The 16322-nt window shown below is 67.3% G+C and carries 12 protein-coding genes; 5 read left to right on the top strand and 7 right to left on the bottom strand.

All coding sequences use genetic code 11. From position 1 onward, the window contains the following. Window positions 1–9: 9 nt before the first annotated feature. Window positions 10–408 (bottom strand): DUF6404 family protein, encoded by a 399-nt coding sequence (locus tag ASD15_RS11625; RefSeq protein WP_157200907.1) that lies wholly within the window; start codon window positions 406–408, stop codon window positions 10–12. Window positions 409–518: 110 nt separating this feature from the next. Further along, window positions 519–2759, bottom strand: coding sequence for a molybdopterin-dependent oxidoreductase (locus ASD15_RS11630; protein WP_057155011.1), 2241 nt, complete (start codon window positions 2757–2759; stop codon window positions 519–521). 111 nt (window positions 2760–2870) lie between these two features. On the opposite strand from ASD15_RS11630, the gene ASD15_RS11635 reads away from it, so the two are divergent. Continuing rightward, window positions 2871–3173: a hypothetical protein gene (locus tag ASD15_RS11635; RefSeq protein ID WP_057155012.1), complete on the top strand. Its 303-nt coding sequence runs from the start codon at window positions 2871–2873 to the stop codon at window positions 3171–3173. A gap of 104 nt (window positions 3174–3277) precedes the next feature. On the opposite strand, the gene ASD15_RS11640 is transcribed toward ASD15_RS11635, so the two are convergent. The 5 genes from ASD15_RS11640 to ASD15_RS11660 all read right to left on the bottom strand — a co-directional run bounded on the left by ASD15_RS11640 (window position 3278) and on the right by ASD15_RS11660 (window position 11755). Further along, window positions 3278–5377, bottom strand: coding sequence for a tetratricopeptide repeat-containing diguanylate cyclase (locus ASD15_RS11640; protein ID WP_057155013.1), 2100 nt, complete (start codon window positions 5375–5377; stop codon window positions 3278–3280). 104 nt (window positions 5378–5481) lie between these two features. Beyond that, the gene (locus tag ASD15_RS11645; RefSeq protein ID WP_057155014.1) at window positions 5482–7179 is read right to left on the bottom strand and encodes a methyl-accepting chemotaxis protein; all 1698 of its coding nucleotides are present in this window, start codon (window positions 7177–7179) and stop codon (window positions 5482–5484) included. Between the two features lie 126 nt (window positions 7180–7305). Next, complete coding sequence (locus tag ASD15_RS11650; protein WP_057155015.1) at window positions 7306–9111, bottom strand: ABC transporter ATP-binding protein; 1806 nt, start codon at window positions 9109–9111, stop codon at window positions 7306–7308. Continuing rightward, entirely contained in the window at window positions 9101–10873 is a 1773-nt protein-coding gene (locus ASD15_RS11655; protein ID WP_057155016.1) for an ABC transporter ATP-binding protein, read from the bottom strand. The genes ASD15_RS11650 and ASD15_RS11655 overlap by 11 nt, the downstream gene beginning before the upstream one ends. Window positions 10874–10960: 87 nt before the next feature. Then, window positions 10961–11755: a phasin family protein gene (locus ASD15_RS11660; RefSeq protein ID WP_057155017.1), complete on the bottom strand. Its 795-nt coding sequence runs from the start codon at window positions 11753–11755 to the stop codon at window positions 10961–10963. Window positions 11756–11993: 238 nt separating this feature from the next. Here ASD15_RS11660 and ASD15_RS11665 point away from each other — a divergent pair, with 238 nt between their 5' ends. From ASD15_RS11665 to ASD15_RS11680, 4 genes are all read left to right on the top strand, one after another. Then, window positions 11994–13265, top strand: coding sequence for an amidohydrolase family protein (locus tag ASD15_RS11665; RefSeq protein ID WP_057155018.1), 1272 nt, complete (start codon window positions 11994–11996; stop codon window positions 13263–13265). A gap of 70 nt (window positions 13266–13335) precedes the next feature. Further along, a complete protein-coding gene (locus ASD15_RS11670) occupies window positions 13336–13851 on the top strand; it encodes a GNAT family N-acetyltransferase (protein WP_057155019.1) in 516 nt (171 codons plus the stop codon). Between the two features lie 17 nt (window positions 13852–13868). Continuing rightward, the gene (locus ASD15_RS11675) at window positions 13869–14384 is read left to right on the top strand and encodes a GNAT family N-acetyltransferase (protein WP_057155020.1); all 516 of its coding nucleotides are present in this window, start codon (window positions 13869–13871) and stop codon (window positions 14382–14384) included. Window positions 14385–14497: 113 nt separating this feature from the next. Next, entirely contained in the window at window positions 14498–16120 is a 1623-nt protein-coding gene (locus ASD15_RS11680; RefSeq protein WP_057155021.1) for a methyl-accepting chemotaxis protein, read from the top strand. Window positions 16121–16322: the final 202 nt, after the last annotated feature.

A 16322-nucleotide genomic window follows, 5' to 3' on the forward strand; every position in this document is an offset into this window, starting at 1 on the left:
CGGGGGGGATCAGTGCGTCAGCGGCGCGTATTCCGTGGCGGGCGGCGCCGGCTCTGGCGTGGCGTCCAGCGCCTCCCACGACGGCAGCGCCAGCACGTGCTTGCCGTAGGCGTAGTAGCAGGCCATGATCAGCCCGTAGGCCAGGCCGGCCAGTGCGGCGACGCCGGCGGCGCGCAGCGGCGCATGGTCGCCGTGCCATAGCGTGAGCCACATGAAGCTGCCCCAGATGGCGGCGAACAGCGTGCCACTGAACAGCGTGTTGTACAGGAAGCCGCAGAAGTGCGGCGGCCGCGCGTTCACGCCCATGCGCCACAGCAGGCGCAGCGCGGGCGGCTGGAAATTGCCGGGCTTGACGAAAGAGCGCCGCAAGAGCGCCAAGGCTGCCGCCCGTTTTTCAAGTTCCGTCATGATGGCCGCGCGAAGTGAGTGAGGTTGTTAAACAGTTTAGCAAGTTTGTTTCCGCCAAAACTATTCAAATATCACACTTTCAACGCGTGCTTGAAAGTCACTGGCGCCGCTTACGCCGGCGCCATCACGATGGGCACGCCGGACAGCACCGCGTTGCCTGACAGCGGATCGCGCAGGTTTTCGTCCAGCAGCAGGTTCAGGTTGACGCCGGGCCGCTCGGCCGCCACGCCCATTTGGGTGCCGGGCAAGTCGTGCCCCCAGCCGTGCGGCAGGCTGACCACGCCCGGCATCATCTCGGCGCTCACTTCCACCTGCACGGCGATCTGGCGCGCGCCGTTGCGGATGGTGGCCTGGCCGCCGTCGCTCAGCTTGAGGCGGGCCGCGTCGTCCGGATGCACCAGGGCCGTGCAGCGGAAGCCGCCCTTGGCCAGCACCGGCAGGTTGTGCATCCAGCTGTTGTTCGAGCGCAGCTGGCGGCGGCCGATGATGACCAGGTCGGCCGCCGGCGAGGCCAGGTCGGCGGCCACCCGCGCCAGGTCGTCCAGCAGCATCTGCGGTGCCAGCTCGATCTTGCCGGACGGCGTGCGCAGCGCCTCCGGGATGCGCTGCGTCATCGGGCCCAGGTCGATGCCGGACGGCGCGGCCTGGATCTTCGCCAGGCTCAGGCCGCCCGGTGCGCGGCCGAACTGGTCGCCGTAGGGGCCGCTGCGCAGGCCCAGGTCCAGCAGGCGTTGCACGCCGCGCTGCGGCGCCAGCAGGCCCAGCACCGTGTCGGCCAGCGGGCCGACGGATTTTTCCAGGTCTTCGCGCAGCAGCGCATCGTCCAGCGCATCGATGTCGGCATCCGCGCCCAGGCCTTTGACGATGGCCGCCAGGCGCAGCAGGGTTTCCGATTCGTCCGGCTGGCCGCCGCTGCGCGCCAGCACCGGCGGGCTGTAGCGCGCGTGGTTGCGGTGCGAGAACTGGGTGAAGGTCACGTCGTAGTGCGCGTCCTCCAGCGGCGAGACGCCGGGCAGGATCACGTCCGCGTGGCGCGAGGTTTCGTTCAGGTAGATGTCCATGCTCAGCATGAATTCCAGCTGCTCCAGCGCGGCCGCCAGGCGCGGGCCGTTGGGCGCGGACAGCACCGGGTTACCGGCGATGGCGATCAGCGCCTTGACCTGGCCGGGGCCGGGGGTGTCGATTTCCTCGGCCAGGCAGGTGATGGGCAGCTCGCCGGCCACCTCCGGCGCGCCGGACACCCGGCTGCGGTAGCGCCCGCTGGTGACGCCGCGCCCGCTGCCCGGCCTGCCGCGCGTGTTGGCGGCGAAGGCGGCCGCCTTCGGGAACATCATGCCGCCTTCCTCGTCCAGGTGGCCGGTAAGGATGTTGACCACGTCGATCAGCCACGAAGCCAGGGTGCCGTACTGCTGGGTGCAAGTGCCGATGCGGCCATACACCGCGGCGCGCTCGGTGGCCGCCAGCGTGCGCGCCAGTTCGCGCATGGTGGGCGCGCCGATGCCGCAGCGCGCGGCCACCGCTTCCGGCGCGTAGGCGGCCACGGCGGCCTGCAGCGCATCCAGGCCGGCCACGTCGCCGGCCAGGCGGCCCAGCCTGACCAGGTTCTCGTTGAACAGCGCGTGCACCAGGCCCAGCAGGAAAAACACGTCGGCGCCGGGGCGGATGAAGTGGTGTTCGTCGGCCACGGCGGCCGTTTCGGTGCGGCGCGGGTCTACCACCACGATCTTGCCGCCGCGCGCGCGCAGCGCCTTGGCCTTGCCGCGGAAGTCCGGCACGGTCCACAGGCTGCCGTTCGACACCATGGGATTGGCGCCGAGGATGAGCAGAAACTGCGAGCGCTCGATGTCGGGCACAGGCACCGACAGCCAGGAGCCGTACATCAGGCCCACCGACAGCATCTTAGGCACCTGGTCCACGCTGGAAGCGGAATACATGTTGCGAGTGGACAACGCTTTCGCCAGTTTCGGGAAGTAAAGCATCAAGCTCATTTTGTGGGAAACCGGATTGCCCAGTACAGTGGCTACGGCATGGGCGCCGTCGCGTTCGATGATGGGCAGCAGGCGCCGTTCGATTTCGGCGTACGCGTCCTCCCAGCTGGCGGGCGTGAAGACGCCGTTGCGCTTGATGAGCGGGGTGCGCAGGCGGTCGCCGTCCTCGTGCAAGTCCTTCAGGCCGACCGCTTTGGGGCACAGGAAGCCGGCGCTGAAGACGTCGGCCTCGTCGCCCCGCACGCGCAGCACGCGGTCTTGCTGGAGTTCCACCTCGAGGCCGCAGGCAGCCTCGCAGAAGGGGCAGATGCGGCGGGCGATGCTGGTCGGTGGCGGGGCTGGCTGCGCGGCTGGCTGGTTCATGACGGTTTCCTTAGGAAAAGTGAACGCTCGTGCTATTGTCAGGATTTGTTACATTGATGTCAATCGTGTTTTACTTGCCCAGGTGTATGCTGGGTTCGTTAGGAGAACAACATGAAACCAAGAAATTTATTCTACGCCGCCTTGGCGGTGGCCATTGTGGTTGCCAGCCTGACGGGTTGCCAGAAGCCGGCAGAAGTGGGCCCCGCAGAGCAGGCTGGCCGCAAGATCGACGAGGTGACGCAAAAAGCCGGCGCCGAGCTGAGCCAGGCCGCGCGCGAAACCAACGAGCAGCTCAGCGAAGCGGCCAAGAAGACCAGCGAAAAGCTCAACGAAGCCACGGAAGAGGCCGGCCGCAAGATCGAAAAGGCCGGCGAAAAAATCCAGGAATCGGCGCGCGAAGCCCGCGACAAATAAGCGCGTCTGCCCCGAACTTGCTTTACCCCAAAATGGGGTCAGGGTTAATTAATCCACAGGGCATTAGTTGCAAAAATAATTAACCCTGACCCCATTTTGCTGTGTTACAACTTGACGGCGGGCTTGAGGGGCACGACGTTGCTGTGCTCGCCCGGCGGCGGGGGGGCTTCGGGGGCGCCGCCCAGCACCACGCTGAGCTCGACAAAGCCGGCGCGCCAAGCGCGCTCCAGGTCTTGCTCGATGGCTTCCATCGAGGTCTGGTGGAAGCGCTCGAAGCCGCGCACGCCGTAGGCGCGGTTGCGGCCGTGGGCCTTGGCCAGGTACAGCGCCATGTCCACCAGGTTGACCGCGCGCTCCCACGGCAGCGCCGTGTCGGCCGGCACCAGCGGGAACGGCGCGAAGCCCACCGACACATTCACGCCGAAGCTGTGGTTCTGGTATTCGATCTGCTGCGACGAGATGCTGACCAGGATGCGCCGCGCAATCTCTTCCACGCCGCTGCGCGGTATCGCCGGCAGGAAGGCCAGGAATTCCTCGCCGCCCCAGCGCACGATCATGTCGGTCTCGCGCAGCGCCTCGCGCAAGGTGGCGGCGATCATCTTCAGCACCACGTCGCCGGCCGCATGGCCGTAGGTGTCGTTGACGTGCTTGAAATGGTCCACGTCCAGCAGGAACAGGGCGCCGACGATGTCTTCGCCGGCCGGGCCGCGTTTTTCGACATGGTTGTGGGTACGCATGAATTCCTGGAAGTGGCGCCGGTTGTAGAGCGAGGTCAGCGGGTCGAGCGAGCTTTGCGCCTTCAGTTCCAGGTTCTTTACTTCCAGCTGGGCGTTGGCGTGCCGCACCTTGCGGTACAGCAGGCCGACGATCACCGACGCCAGCGCGAACACCACCGCCAGCAGCCACCATACGCGCTGCTGCAGGCGCCGGTTGTCCAGCTCCGCACTCTTGACCTGGTTTTCCCGGCTCAGCAGCTCGATCTGGCGCTGTTTCTTTTCGGTCTCGTACTTTTCCTGCATCTCGTAGACCGCCTTTTGCCGCTCCTGCTCGAACAGCGCTTCCGAGATGGCGCGCTCGCGGTGGTAGGCCGACACGGCGCCGCGCAGGTCGCCGGCGCGCTCCAGCGCCTGGCCGTATTCCTTCAGGATCACTTGCAGCTCGGGCTGGTCGCCGGTTTTTTCGTAGTACAGCAGGCCGGCGTCGAAGTGTTTCTTGCCTTCGGCCAGGTGGCCCAGCCCCAGGTGCGCCTGGCCCAGGTTGACCAGCGCGGTGGCGCGCGTGGCGGCGTCGCGCGTTTCGGCCGACGCCGCCAGCGCTTCGGTGGCGTAGCGCTGCGCGCGCGCGAAGTCGTGCTCCTTCAGGTAGCTGTCCGACAAATTGACCAGGGTGTTGGCGATCAGCGTCTTGGCGCCCATCTTGCGCGCCACTTCCAGCCCGGCCTGCAGCGCGGCCAGCGCGCGCTTGGGCTGGTGCGAATCGATCGCCAGGCCGTACTCGGTGCCCTTGGCGGTGGCCAGGCGGCCCGGCGAGTTGAGCTTTTCGGCCACCCGCACCGACTCGTCCAGCACTTGCCAGCCCTTGTCGTATTCCTTCATCTGCGTGTAGAGCAGGGCCAGCGCGTTGAGCGCCTGCGCCAGCGGCACCAGGTCGTCCAGCTGGCGGCCCCGGTCGACCGCGATCTGCAGCTTGCCCAGCGCGGCGGCGAAATTGCCCTGCTCGGCATAGGACTGGCCGGAGGTGATGGTGGCCTGCACCTGCAGCGCCAGGTCGGCGGTGCCGTTGGCCAGCTTTTCGGCCTCGAAGGCCAGCTGATGCGACGCCTTGCGTTCGGCCATCGACGACAGCGCATAGGCCTTGGTGAGCAGGCCCTTGGCCAGGATGGCCTGGTCGTTCTGCGCGCGGCCGTAGGCGATCAGTTCTTCCGACAGCAGCAGCGCCGTCTCGAGCTGGCCCAGCGAGCGCCAGGCGGAACTGAGCTGGGCCAGGAATTCGGCCTTGGTGGGGGCCGGCGCGGCGCGCGCGGCGGTTTCCATTTTCTGCAGCTGGACCAGGGCCTTGTCCGGCACGTAGCGCACCTGGTCGCGGATCTCGGCGATGCTGGCGTCCATGGATGGCTGGCCCCACGCCAGCGCGGGCGCAAGGACGCAACTGGCCAGCAGCAAGCGTATGCCGCGCGAAATCGACTTATCCCTAAAGCCAGCCAACGTAGTGTCCTTGTATGTGCACCGCAAGATGTCCGGACAATTATATTCTTGTTGCAGGCGGGAAATCAGCGCTTGCGGGGAGATTTTCTCCGAAATCGCACAGTTTATTGCCGTAATTGCAAAGCGCCCGGCGCCCCGCCGCGCAGATGGAACATGCTGACCGCGCGCGACAGCGCGTGCGCTTGTTGCTGCAGGCTTTCGGCGGCGGCGGCCGCCTGTTCCACCAGCGCCGCGTTTTGTTGCGTGATGGAATCCATCTCGCTGACCGCCTGGTTGACCTCGGCGATGCCGGTGCTTTGCTCCTGGCTGGCGCTGGTGATTTCGCCCATGATGGCGGCCACCTGGCGCACCGAACTGACGATCTGCTCCATGGTTTGGCCGGCCTCGTCCACCAGGCGGCTGCCCGCGTCGACCCTGTGCACCGAGTCGCCGATCAGCTCCTTGATTTCCTTGGCCGCCGCCGCCGAGCGCTGCGCCAGGTTGCGCACCTCGGAGGCCACCACGGCGAAGCCGCGCCCCTGCTCGCCGGCGCGGGCCGCTTCCACCGCCGCGTTCAGCGCCAGGATGTTGGTCTGGAAGGCAATGCCGTCGATGGTGCCGATGATGTCGGCGATGCGGCCCGAGCTTTCCTTGATGGCGCCCATGGTGCTGACCACCTGCGCCACCACCGCGCCGCCCTTGGCCGCAACCTGGGAGGCGGTGCCGGCCAGCTGGTTGGCCTGGCTGGCGCTGTTGGCGTTTTGCTGCACGGTGGAGGTCAGCGTTTCCATCGAGCTGGCGGTCTCCTCCAGCGAACTGGCCTGCGACTCGGTGCGCGCCGACAGGTCGGCGTTGCCCAGCGCGATCTCGTTGGTGGCCGTGCTCATCTGCTCGGTGCTGCCGCGGATCTCGCCTATCATGCCGGCCAGGCTGTTGTTGATGGTGGCGATGGCTTGCATCAGCGTGCCAATCTCATCCTGATGGCGCACCACGATGTCGGCGCTCAGGTCGCCCGCCGCGATGCGTTCGGCGGCCGTGATGGCCGTGCCCAGGTCGCGCTTCAGCTGGCTGTAGATGAAGCGCAGGCCGGCCACCGGCACCGCCACCGACAGCAGCACCAGCACCACGGCCAGCGTGAAGGCGGCGCGCACGGCCTGTTCGGCCTCGCGCACGGCGCTGCCGGTGCGGGCGTCGAGCTGGGTCAGGAATTCGTTCACCGGCTGCATGATGCGGGCCTTGTTCTGATGGTAAGCCTGGTCGTGCATCAGCTTGCGGGCCAGCGCCAGGTCCGGCTCGCCCTGGCGCGTGAACTTGCCGCTGCCGTCGTCGAACAAGCCCTTCACCGCGTACATGGCGGTCACTTCCGTGCGCACCAGCGCGTCCGAATTGGCTTGCGCCGCCTGCAGGCTGGCGAACTCCTGCGCGCTGAAGCCGGCCTGCTTCATCAGGTCCTGCAGCGGCACGGTCTTGCCGCTGGCCGGCGGCACCGGCACGCCGCCGGCCACGAAGTCCCAGTAGATGCGCTCGTAGTGTTCGGGGCGCGGCTTCTTGCCGTTGCGGATGTCGAGGATGTCGTTGTATTGTTGCTCATAGCGGGCATCGCTGGTGACCACGTAGGTACGCGCCAGCCGGGTCAGGTCGTCCGAGCTCTGGCGCAGTTCGTCGGCCAGCATGTAGGAGTTGTAGCGCGCCTGGTGGGCCTGGGTGGCGGCCGTTTCGCGCTCGCTCACGCGCAGCATGGCCCACAGGGTCAGCGCGGCCAGCAGCAGGGTGACCAGCAACAGCGCGATGAACGCTTGTTTGATTGAAAAGTGGGTTTTCATGGCGACACTCCGGGGTATGAATGAGCGGAGTATCTGCCATGCCGGCACCGAAGGAACTTGTCCTTTGGTGCTACTGGCAAAGAGACAAGCTAGGCGACAAGGTTATAAGACGAGCTATAAGACGAGCTAGACGGCCAGCTGCTGCAGCAGGTACAGCCGCTGGTACAGCCCGCCCTCGATCTGCATCAGCTGGTCGTGCGCACCGGCCTCGGCAATGCGGCCGTGGTTCAGCACCACGATGCGGTCGGCGTCGCGGATGGTGGACAGGCGGTGCGCGATAGCGATGATGGTGACGCGTCCGCGCAACTCGTCGAGCGCGGTCTGCACCACCTGCTCGGTCTGGCTGTCGATGCGCGAAGTGGCTTCGTCCAGCAGCAGGATGCGCGGCTTGCCGGCCAGCGCGCGGGCGATGGCAATCAGCTGCTTCTGGCCGCTGGACAGGCGCGAGCCGCCTTCGCCCAGCTCGGTGGCGTAGCCGTGCTCGAGCGCGGCGATGAAGCCGTGCGCGTGGGCCGCGCGCGCGGCCGCTTCGATGTCGGCGTCGGACAGGCCGCGCCCCATGTCGATGTTCTCGCGCGCCGAGGCGGCCAGCAGGAAGGGGTCTTGCGGCACCAGGCCCACTTCGCCGCGGAAGCGTGCGTTGGGGATGCCGGCCAGCGCTTCGCCCAGGATGGCGATGCTGCCGTGCTGGACCGGGTAGTAGCGCAGCATCAGCGACAGCAGGGTGGACTTGCCGCTGCCGGTGTGGCCGACGATGCCGAAGAAGCCGCCCTGCGGAATGTCGAGCGACAGCTCGTGCAGCACGGTCTGCTCTGTGTTGTAGGCGAAGCTCAGGTGGCGGATGGACACGGCGGGTACGTCGGCGCGCGCGCCCGGCGAGGTGGCGCCCGGGGACGCGTGCTGCACGCCGGCCGCCGCGCTGTGCTCGTCGGCCACCGGCTCGTCCAGTAGCGCCGACACGCGCGCCGTGGCCACCACCGACTGCTGCAGCTGGCTGAACTGCATGGTGATCTGGATCAGCGGCTCGATCACGCGCGCGATGTAGCTGATGAAGGCGTACAGGATGCCGACCTCGGCCGCGCTCATTTCACGCTGGCCGAAGGCGAAGATGACCGCGCCCAGCAGGATCACATTGAGCATGTCCAGCGCCGGGCGCAGCAGCCAGGCGTTGGCACGGATCTCGGCCAGGCGCTGGGTGTAGTGCTCGGCGTTGGTCTTGCCGAAGCGCGCGGCGAAGCGCGCTTCGGCGTTGTTGGCCTGCAGCACCGGCATGCCGCCGATGGACTCGGCCATCTGGCCATTGATCTCGCTGCGCAGCTGGCGCGCGCGCGTGACGGCCGGCGCGCTCCAGCGCTGGTACAGCCAGACGATAAGCAGCACCGCCGGCAGCAGCGCCAGCACGATCAGCATCAGGCGCCAGTCCAGCCAGGCCATGGCGATCATGGTACCGACCAGCACGATGGTGCTGTCGAGCATGACGAACAGCACCTGCACGTACAGCGTCTTGACCGCTTCGGTGTCGTTGGTCACGCGCGAGACCAGCTGGCCGATGATGGCGCGGTCGAAGAAGGCCATCGGCAGGCGCAGCACATGGCCATAGACCTGCTCGCGCAGCCGCTGCACCGAGCGCATCGCCAGGCCGGACAGGCGCACCAGCTGCAGGTAGCGCAGGCCGCTGGCGATCCAGCCGGTCAGCAGCACTGCCGCCAGCAAGGTGGCCATGCGCGGCCAGTCCAGGTGGCGCGGCAGCAGGTGTTCGTCGATCAGCGCCTTGCCGGCGATCGGCCCCAGCACTTCGAGGAAGGCGGCGGCGATCAGCCACAGCAGGGCCCAGCCGAGGTGGTGGCGGTCCGGCAGCGCGGCGCGGTGCAGCAGGCCGATGGCCTGCGCGGTTTGCTTGCGGGCGGAGGTTTCGTCCGGTTTAGAGAGCATCGAGGCTGGCCTCCAGTTGCTGGTAGCGCCACTGGCTGGCGTACCAGCCGTCCCGCTCCAGTAGTTGATCGTGGGTGCCGGTTTCGCTGATGCGGCCGTCGCGCAGCACGATGATCAGGTCGGCGTTGACCACCGCGCTCAGGCGGTGGCTGGCGATGATGGCGCTGCGTTCGGCGCCGCTCTGGTGGCCGGCGCGGCGCAGTTCCTCCAGGTGTTCCAGGATGTGCGTTTCGGTGCCGGTGTCCACCGCCGACAAGGCGTCGTCCAGCAGCAGCAGGGAGTTGTTGGCCAGCAGCGCGCGGGCGATGGCCACGCGCTGGCGCTGGCCGCCGGACAGCGTGATGCCTTTCTCGCCCACCTCGGTGTCGTAACCCTGCGGGAACAGCAGGATGTCGTCGTGGATGGCGGCCAGATCGGCGGCGTGTTCCACGTCCGCGCGGCTGGCGTGTTCGCGCGCCAGCGCGATGTTGTCGGCGATGGTGGCCGAGAACAGGAAGGATTCCTGCGGCACCCAGCTGATGGCCCCGCGCAAGGCGCGCAAGGTGTACTGGTCCAGCGTGTGCGCGCCCCAGCGCACCGTGCCGTGCTGCGGCGTGAGCTGGCGCAGCAGGATGCGCAGCAGGGTCGACTTGCCGCTGCCGGTGGGGCCGACCAGGCCCAGGGTCTGGCCCGGCTGCAGGCGCAGCGAAATGTCCTTCAGCGCCGGCTCGGCCCCGGCGGCCTGGCCGGGATAGGCATAGCTGACCCGCTCCAGCGCCAGTTCGCCCGGCGGCAGCTGCGCGATCTTGCCGTGGTCGTCCACCGCCAGCGGCGCGTCCAGCATCGGTTGCAGGCGCGCATAGGCGGCGCGGCCGCGTTCGATCAGCGACAGCACCCAGCCGGCCGCGAACATCGGCCAGATCAGCTGGCCCAGGTACATGCTAAAGGCGGTCAGCGCGCCGATGGTCAGCTCGCCCTGCCACACCAGGTAGCCGCCCAGGCCCAGCGTCAGCCCGGTGGCGGCGGTCAGCGTCAGGCCCACGGCCGGCTCGTAGGCCGCTTCCCACACTTGCGCGGTCAGGCTGGCCTTGGCGGCGTGGCCGGCCAGTTCGCCGAACTGGGCGCTGCTGCGCTGTTCCAGGCCCAGCGCGCGCAAGGTGCGCACGCCGGACAGGGTTTCCTGCACGTGGCCGTTGAGCGCGGAAAAGCGCTTCAGCGAATCGGTGGAAGCGGTGTGGATGTGGCTGGAAATGCGCCAGAAGGCCAGCGCCATCAGCGGGAAGGGCAGCAGGGCGATGGTGGCCAGTCGCCAGTCCACGCCTAGCAGCATGATACCCAGCACCATCACCAGGGTCAGCGTGCCGTCGAAGCCGGCCAGCATGGCTTCGCCGGCCGCCATTTCGATGGCGTCGATGTCGTTGGTGGCCAGCGCCATCAGGTCGCCGGTGCGCTGTTTCTGGTAGAAGGCCGGACCCTGCAGCGACAGGCGCGCGTAGAAGCGCGTGCGCAGCAGCACGCCGAGCTGGTAGGCGGCCGCGAACAGGCGCAAGCGCCAGCCCACGCGCAGGAAATAGATGGCCGCGCCGATCAGCAGCAGCTCGCCGATCTGCAGCAGCAGGGCGGTGCCGGACAAGGTGTGGGCGGCCAGGCCGTCTATCATCGCGCCGATGCGGCGCGGCACCAGGATGCTCAGGAAAGCCACGCCGGCCAGCATGGCGGCGGCGGCGAGATAGGCCGGCCAGTGCTGGCGCACAAAGCCGGCGATCAGCCTCGTTAAACTCATTGAAATATCCTTGCAGCGTCAAGCCCGCTAGGATACCTCAGCGAGGTCCGCCCTGCAGGGCGGAATGGTTTCCCGCTGTGCTGCGCCTTACTTCTTGGCTGCCTTCAGCGAGATGGCTTCGCCGGCAGCGTTGGCCTTGGCGGCGCCGGCCTTGGCTTTGCCAGGCTTGTGCGCAGCGCTCTCCTCCTGCACCGGCGCCACGGCTTCGGCTACCGCGGCGGCCACGGCCTTGGGGGCCGGCGGGGTGACCACGGTGGCCGGCGCAGCTGGCTCGGCTTCGGCCTGGGCGGCCACCGGCGCAGCTGCCGGCGCCGGCGGCGCAACGGCGGCTGGCGCTTTGGCTACAGGCGCTGCGGGGGCTGGCGGCGCGGACACCGGGGCTGCAATCGGAGCGGCTGCCGGGGCTGCCGCCGTGGCCTGGCTGGAGAACGGGTCGGTAAACAGGCTGGCAAACGGGTTCGGGAAGGGATGCGCGAAGGGAGCGGTGAAAGGCGCGGCAAACGCGCCGGCGGCCGGTGCCGGCAGCTTGGCGGCCACGCTGGCGTCCTTGATCTGCTCCTTCACCACCTCGAGCAGCTCGGCCTGGGTCTTGCTGGCGATGCTGGCCAGTTCGCGGCCGTAGGCCAGCACGTTGTCCAGGCTGGGTGCCTGCACCGCGTTCAGCTTGAAGAACTCGGCCGGATCCCTGGCTTCAAACAGTTGCCTGGCGGCGGCGGAAGACTTTTCCACCGAAGCCTTGGTGGCGCTGACATTCAGGGCAATGATCTGCTGCACGCCGTCGAAGGCCGTGGCGGCGAATTCGTTGGCGACGTTGATTTGCTTGTCCATCTGCGACTTGGCAGTGGCGGTGGCGGCGGAAAATTGTTCGGTGAACGAAAACATGACTTCTCCTGGGAACGTTTATATTGCGCTGCAATAAAATCCATTCTAGCGGCGATCGCTGGCGAAGAAAAGTTATTTCTTTCGCCAGCTCTGCAGCTTGCAAGACGGTATTGACGCACTGCAACACGGCGCCTCAACGGTTCGGCTTGCCGATACTGTTGCGCCGCGGGGCGGCGTCTGCCTACAATCGGCCATCGCAGCCTGGGAGGACAGCATGGAAGCCACGACGGACGCAGCAATGGATACCGTAATACGCAATGCCAGCTTGCCGGACGGCCGGCGCGGCATCGACCTGGCCATCGCCGGCGGCAAGATCGCCGCTGTCGGCCCGGCCCTGCCGGTGCGCGGCGCGCAGGAAATCGACGCCGCCGGCGACCTGGTGTCGCCGCCCTTCGTCGACGCCCACTTCCACATGGACGCCACGCTCAGCTACGGCTTGCCGCGTGTGAACCAGTCCGGCACGCTGCTCGAAGGCATCGCGTTGTGGGGCGAGCTGAAGCCGCAGCTGACCCAGGAAGCCCTGGTCGAGCGCGCCATGCGCTATGGCGACTGGGCCGTGGCGCGCGGCCTGCTGGCCATCCGCACCCACGTGGACGTGTGCGACGACCGGCTGCTGGCGGTGGAGGCGCTGCTGGAAGTGAAGCGCCGCGTGGCGCCCTACCTGGACATGCAGCTGGTGGCCTTCCCGCAGGACGGCGTGCTGCGCAGCCCGACGGCGCTGGCCAACCTGAAACGTGCCATCGGCATGGGCGTGGACGTGGTGGGCGGCATCCCGCACTTCGAGCGCACCATGGCCGACGGCGCCGAGTCGGTGCGCATCCTGTGCGAGTTCGCCGCCGAGCAGGGCTTGCGGGTGGACATGCATTGCGACGAATCGGACGACCCGCTGTCGCGCCACATCGAAACCCTGGCCTGCCACAGCCACCGCCTCGGCCTGCACGGCCGGGTGGCCGGCTCGCACCTGACTTCCATGCATTCGATGGACAACTATTACGTGAGCAAGCTGCTGCCGCTGATGAAGGAAGCGGGCGTGGCGGCCATCGCCAATCCCCTCATCAACATCACCTTGCAGGGCCGCCACGACAGCTACCCCAAGCGGCGCGGCATGACGCGCGTGCCCGAGCTGATGGCGGCCGGCATCGACGTCGCCTTCGGCCACGACTGCGTGATGGACCCCTGGTACAGCCTGGGGTCGGGCGACATGCTGGAAGTGGCCCACATGGGCTTGCACGTGGCGCAAATGACAGGCCAGGACGCGATGCGGGCCTGCTACGCCGCCGTCACCGAGACGCCGGCCCGCATACTGGGACTGGACGGCTACGGCCTGGCGCCCGGCTGCCATGCCGACCTGGTGCTGCTGGACGCGGCCAGCCCGGTGGAAGCGATCCGCCTGCGCGCGGCGCGCCGGATGGTGATGCGGCGCGGAAAAATCGTCAGCGAATCGCCGCGCGCCGTGGCCCGGCTGAACCTGCCGGGGCGCCCGGAGCAAGCCGATTTCCGGTTGCGATGACTGCTCCATGATTGCGCCGGCAGCGAAAATGCATGACAATCATGCATCAAAATAGTGAGCTGGGGGCGTGTTGAAAGAGATAGACATCCGTCCGATTGCGGAAGCCGATTTCGATGCCGTGTGGCGCATCTTCCAGGATATCCTCGCCACCGGCGAGCAATATCCGTTCGACGACGCCAGCCGTGAAGCGTGCCGCGCCTACTGGTACGGTACCGGCGTGAAAACCTGGGTGGCCGTGCTGAACGGCGAGCGCCTGCTCGGCATGTACCGCCTGGTGCCCAACCAGGCCGACCGCGGCTCGCACGTGGCCAGCGCGTCCTACATGGTCGGCCCGGCGGCGCAGGGCGTGGGCGTGGGCAAGCTGCTGGGCCGGCACAGCCTGGAACAGGCGCGCCGGGACGGCTTCCTGGCCATGCAGTTCAACTACGTGGTCAGCACCAACGTGGCCGCCGTGGTGTTGTGGAAGCAGCTCGGCTTCGCCATCGTCGGCACCCTGCCCAAGGCCTACCGCCATCAAAAACTCGGCTACGTGGACGTGTACGTCATGTACCGCCTGCTGGACGATCCGAACAACTGGCCCCTGTAAGCCACGCCGCGCACCTCATGCTGATTATCGAAACCGACCGCCTGCAACTGCGCACCGTCAGCCCGGACGATGCCCCTTTCTACCTGGAACTGGTCAACGAGCCATCCTGGATACGCTTCATCGGCGATCGCGGCATCCGCACGCTGGACGCGGCGCGCGCCGCCATCCTGGACGGCCCGGTGGCCATGTACGAGCGCCTGGGCTATTCGCTGTACCTGGTGCAGCGCCGCAGCGACGGCGTGCCGATGGGCATGTGCGGCCTGATCAAGCGCGATGTGTTGCCCGATACCGACATCGGCTACGCCATCTCGCCGCGCTACTGGGGACACGGCTACGCCTATGAGGCCGCCGCCGCCGTGGTGGCGCACGCACGCGGCGCGCTGGCCCTGCCGCGCCTGATGGCCATCACCTCGCCCGACAACGCGGCCTCCATCCAGCTGCTGGGCAAGCTGGGCATGCAATTCATCCGGCGCACCAAGCTCGATGGCTGGAACGAAGACAGCAACGTCTACCGGCTGGAGTTCCCCGCGTAGGAGTCGCTAGCAATCGCTTAGTGATTTCCCCTTGGCTTTTTCCGTGCGGAAGCACATGATGGAATGGCATGGCGCAGACCGTGCATCGTGTTGTATTTCCAAGGGGAATCATCATGAAATTCTCGGACCTCAAGATCGGAGTGCGGCTGGGCTTGCTCAGCGGCTTCTTCTTCGCGGCACTGCTGGTGGTCGGCTATGTCGGCTGGGACGCGCTCAATTTCATCAAGGAACGTAACGCCGAAGGCATGCAGCGTTCCGTGACGCTGACCGAAGCGGTGGACACGGCGCGCAGTTCGCAGGTCGAGTTCAAGATCCAGGTCCAGGAATGGAAGAACATTCTGCTGCGCGGCAACGACCCCGAAAATCTCCAGCGTTACAGCGCCGCCTTCGTCAAGACCGGCCAGCAGGTGCAGCGCGAGTTGCGCAAGCTGGACGGTGTGCTGGGCAAGCTGCAGGTGGCCACGCCGCTGGTGGGCGAGGCGATCAAGATGCATGAAGAGCTGGGCGTGAATTATCTGGCCGCGCTCAAGCAGTACGACCCGGCCAATCCGGACAGCGCCAAGCTGGTCGACGGGCTCGTGAAAGGCATGGACCGCGCGCCCACCAGGAAGATCGACGACATCGTGGTATTCATCGGCGAGCAGTCGCGCCGGCTGGCCGCCGACATGGCAGTGGACAACCAGGCCGCCCACCGCAGCGCCAGCATTTCGCTGCTGGTGATGTTGCTGGCCACGCTGGCGCTGGGCAGCGCGCTCGTGACGTGGCTGATACGCGGCATCACCCGGCCGCTGAAGCAGGCCATCGGGATTGCCAAGACGGTGGCGGCGGGCGACTTGCGCAGCAATATGGACGGGGCGGACGTGATGCGCCGCGACGAAGTGGGCGAACTGCTGGCTGCGCTCCGGCAAATGAGCGGCAACCTGGCCAGCATCGTCGGCCGGGTGCGCGCCGGCACCGACACCATCGCCACCGCCAGCGCGGAAATTGCCACCGGCAATATGGACTTGTCCGCGCGCACCGAGCAGCAGGCCAGTTCGCTGGAGGAGACCGCGTCTTCCATGATCGAACTGACCAGCACGGTGCGGCAAAACAATGAGAACGCCGGCCAGGCGCGCGCGCTGGCGCACACCGCGTCGCAGGTGGCGGTGCGCGGCGGCGCCACGGTGTCCGAGGTGGTGGCCACGATGGGCGCGATCAACGAATCGTCGCGCAAGATCGTCGACATAATCGGCGTGATAGACGGCATCGCGTTCCAGACCAATATTTTGGCGCTGAACGCGGCGGTGGAAGCGGCGCGGGCCGGCGAGCAGGGGCGCGGTTTTGCGGTGGTGGCCAGCGAAGTGCGCAACCTGGCGCAGCGGTCGGCGGCGGCGGCGAGGGAAATCAAGGAATTGATCGGCACCTCGGTCGAGCGGGTGGAAGCGGGCAGCAGGCTGGTGGGGCAGGCGGGGGTGACGATGGCCGAAGTGGTGGCCAGCGTGGAGCGGGTCAACGCCATCATTGGCGAGATCGCCCTGGCCAGCGGCGAGCAGCGCGACGGCATCGAGCAGATCAGCATCGCCATCAGCCAGATGGACAGCGTCACGCAGCAGAACGCCGCGCTGGTCGAGCAGGCCGCCGCCGCGGCCGACTCCCTGCAGCAGCAAGCGCAAAGCCTCACCGAAGCGGTCAGCATCTTCAGGCTGCACGAACGTCCCGCCCCCACCCCGCCAGCCCTGCGCATCCTCCACGGCTAGCCCCCTCTTCAGACCAGCCTGAGCCGCATTACCCCTATTCGGGGTCAGACCCCGAAATAGAGGTAATGCGGCTCAGGCCGCTAGTAGGAGGGAGCGAAGCGGATTAGGGAGCCGCTGAACAATTGAGTTTTTAGCGGCTCAAAGCTTGCTCAGTAGGGGCAATTCAAGTTCAGCGAGCGAAAAATACGGTGAAAAAGTGGCG

Source organism: Massilia sp. Root351, assembly GCF_001425045.1.
GTDB lineage: Bacteria > Pseudomonadota > Gammaproteobacteria > Burkholderiales > Burkholderiaceae_D > Rugamonas.

Excerpts from the sequence above, each read along its gene's own strand:
- ASD15_RS11650 (WP_057155015.1), bottom strand. The coding sequence starts at position 9,111 with ATGCTCTCTAAACCGGACGAAACCTCCGCCCGCAAGCAAACCGCGCAG.
- ASD15_RS11675 (WP_057155020.1), top strand. The coding sequence starts at position 13,869 with ATGCTGATTATCGAAACCGACCGCCTGCAACTGCGCACCGTCAGCCCG.
- ASD15_RS11680 (WP_057155021.1), top strand. The coding sequence starts at position 14,498 with ATGAAATTCTCGGACCTCAAGATCGGAGTGCGGCTGGGCTTGCTCAGC.
- ASD15_RS11625 (WP_157200907.1), bottom strand. The coding sequence starts at position 408 with ATGACGGAACTTGAAAAACGGGCGGCAGCCTTGGCGCTCTTGCGGCGC.
- ASD15_RS11655 (WP_057155016.1), bottom strand. The coding sequence starts at position 10,873 with ATGAGTTTAACGAGGCTGATCGCCGGCTTTGTGCGCCAGCACTGGCCG.
- ASD15_RS11665 (WP_057155018.1), top strand. The coding sequence starts at position 11,994 with ATGGATACCGTAATACGCAATGCCAGCTTGCCGGACGGCCGGCGCGGC.
- ASD15_RS11635 (WP_057155012.1), top strand. The coding sequence starts at position 2,871 with ATGAAACCAAGAAATTTATTCTACGCCGCCTTGGCGGTGGCCATTGTG.
- ASD15_RS11660 (WP_057155017.1), bottom strand. The coding sequence starts at position 11,755 with ATGTTTTCGTTCACCGAACAATTTTCCGCCGCCACCGCCACTGCCAAG.
- ASD15_RS11645 (WP_057155014.1), bottom strand. The coding sequence starts at position 7,179 with ATGAAAACCCACTTTTCAATCAAACAAGCGTTCATCGCGCTGTTGCTG.
- ASD15_RS11630 (WP_057155011.1), bottom strand. The coding sequence starts at position 2,759 with ATGAACCAGCCAGCCGCGCAGCCAGCCCCGCCACCGACCAGCATCGCC.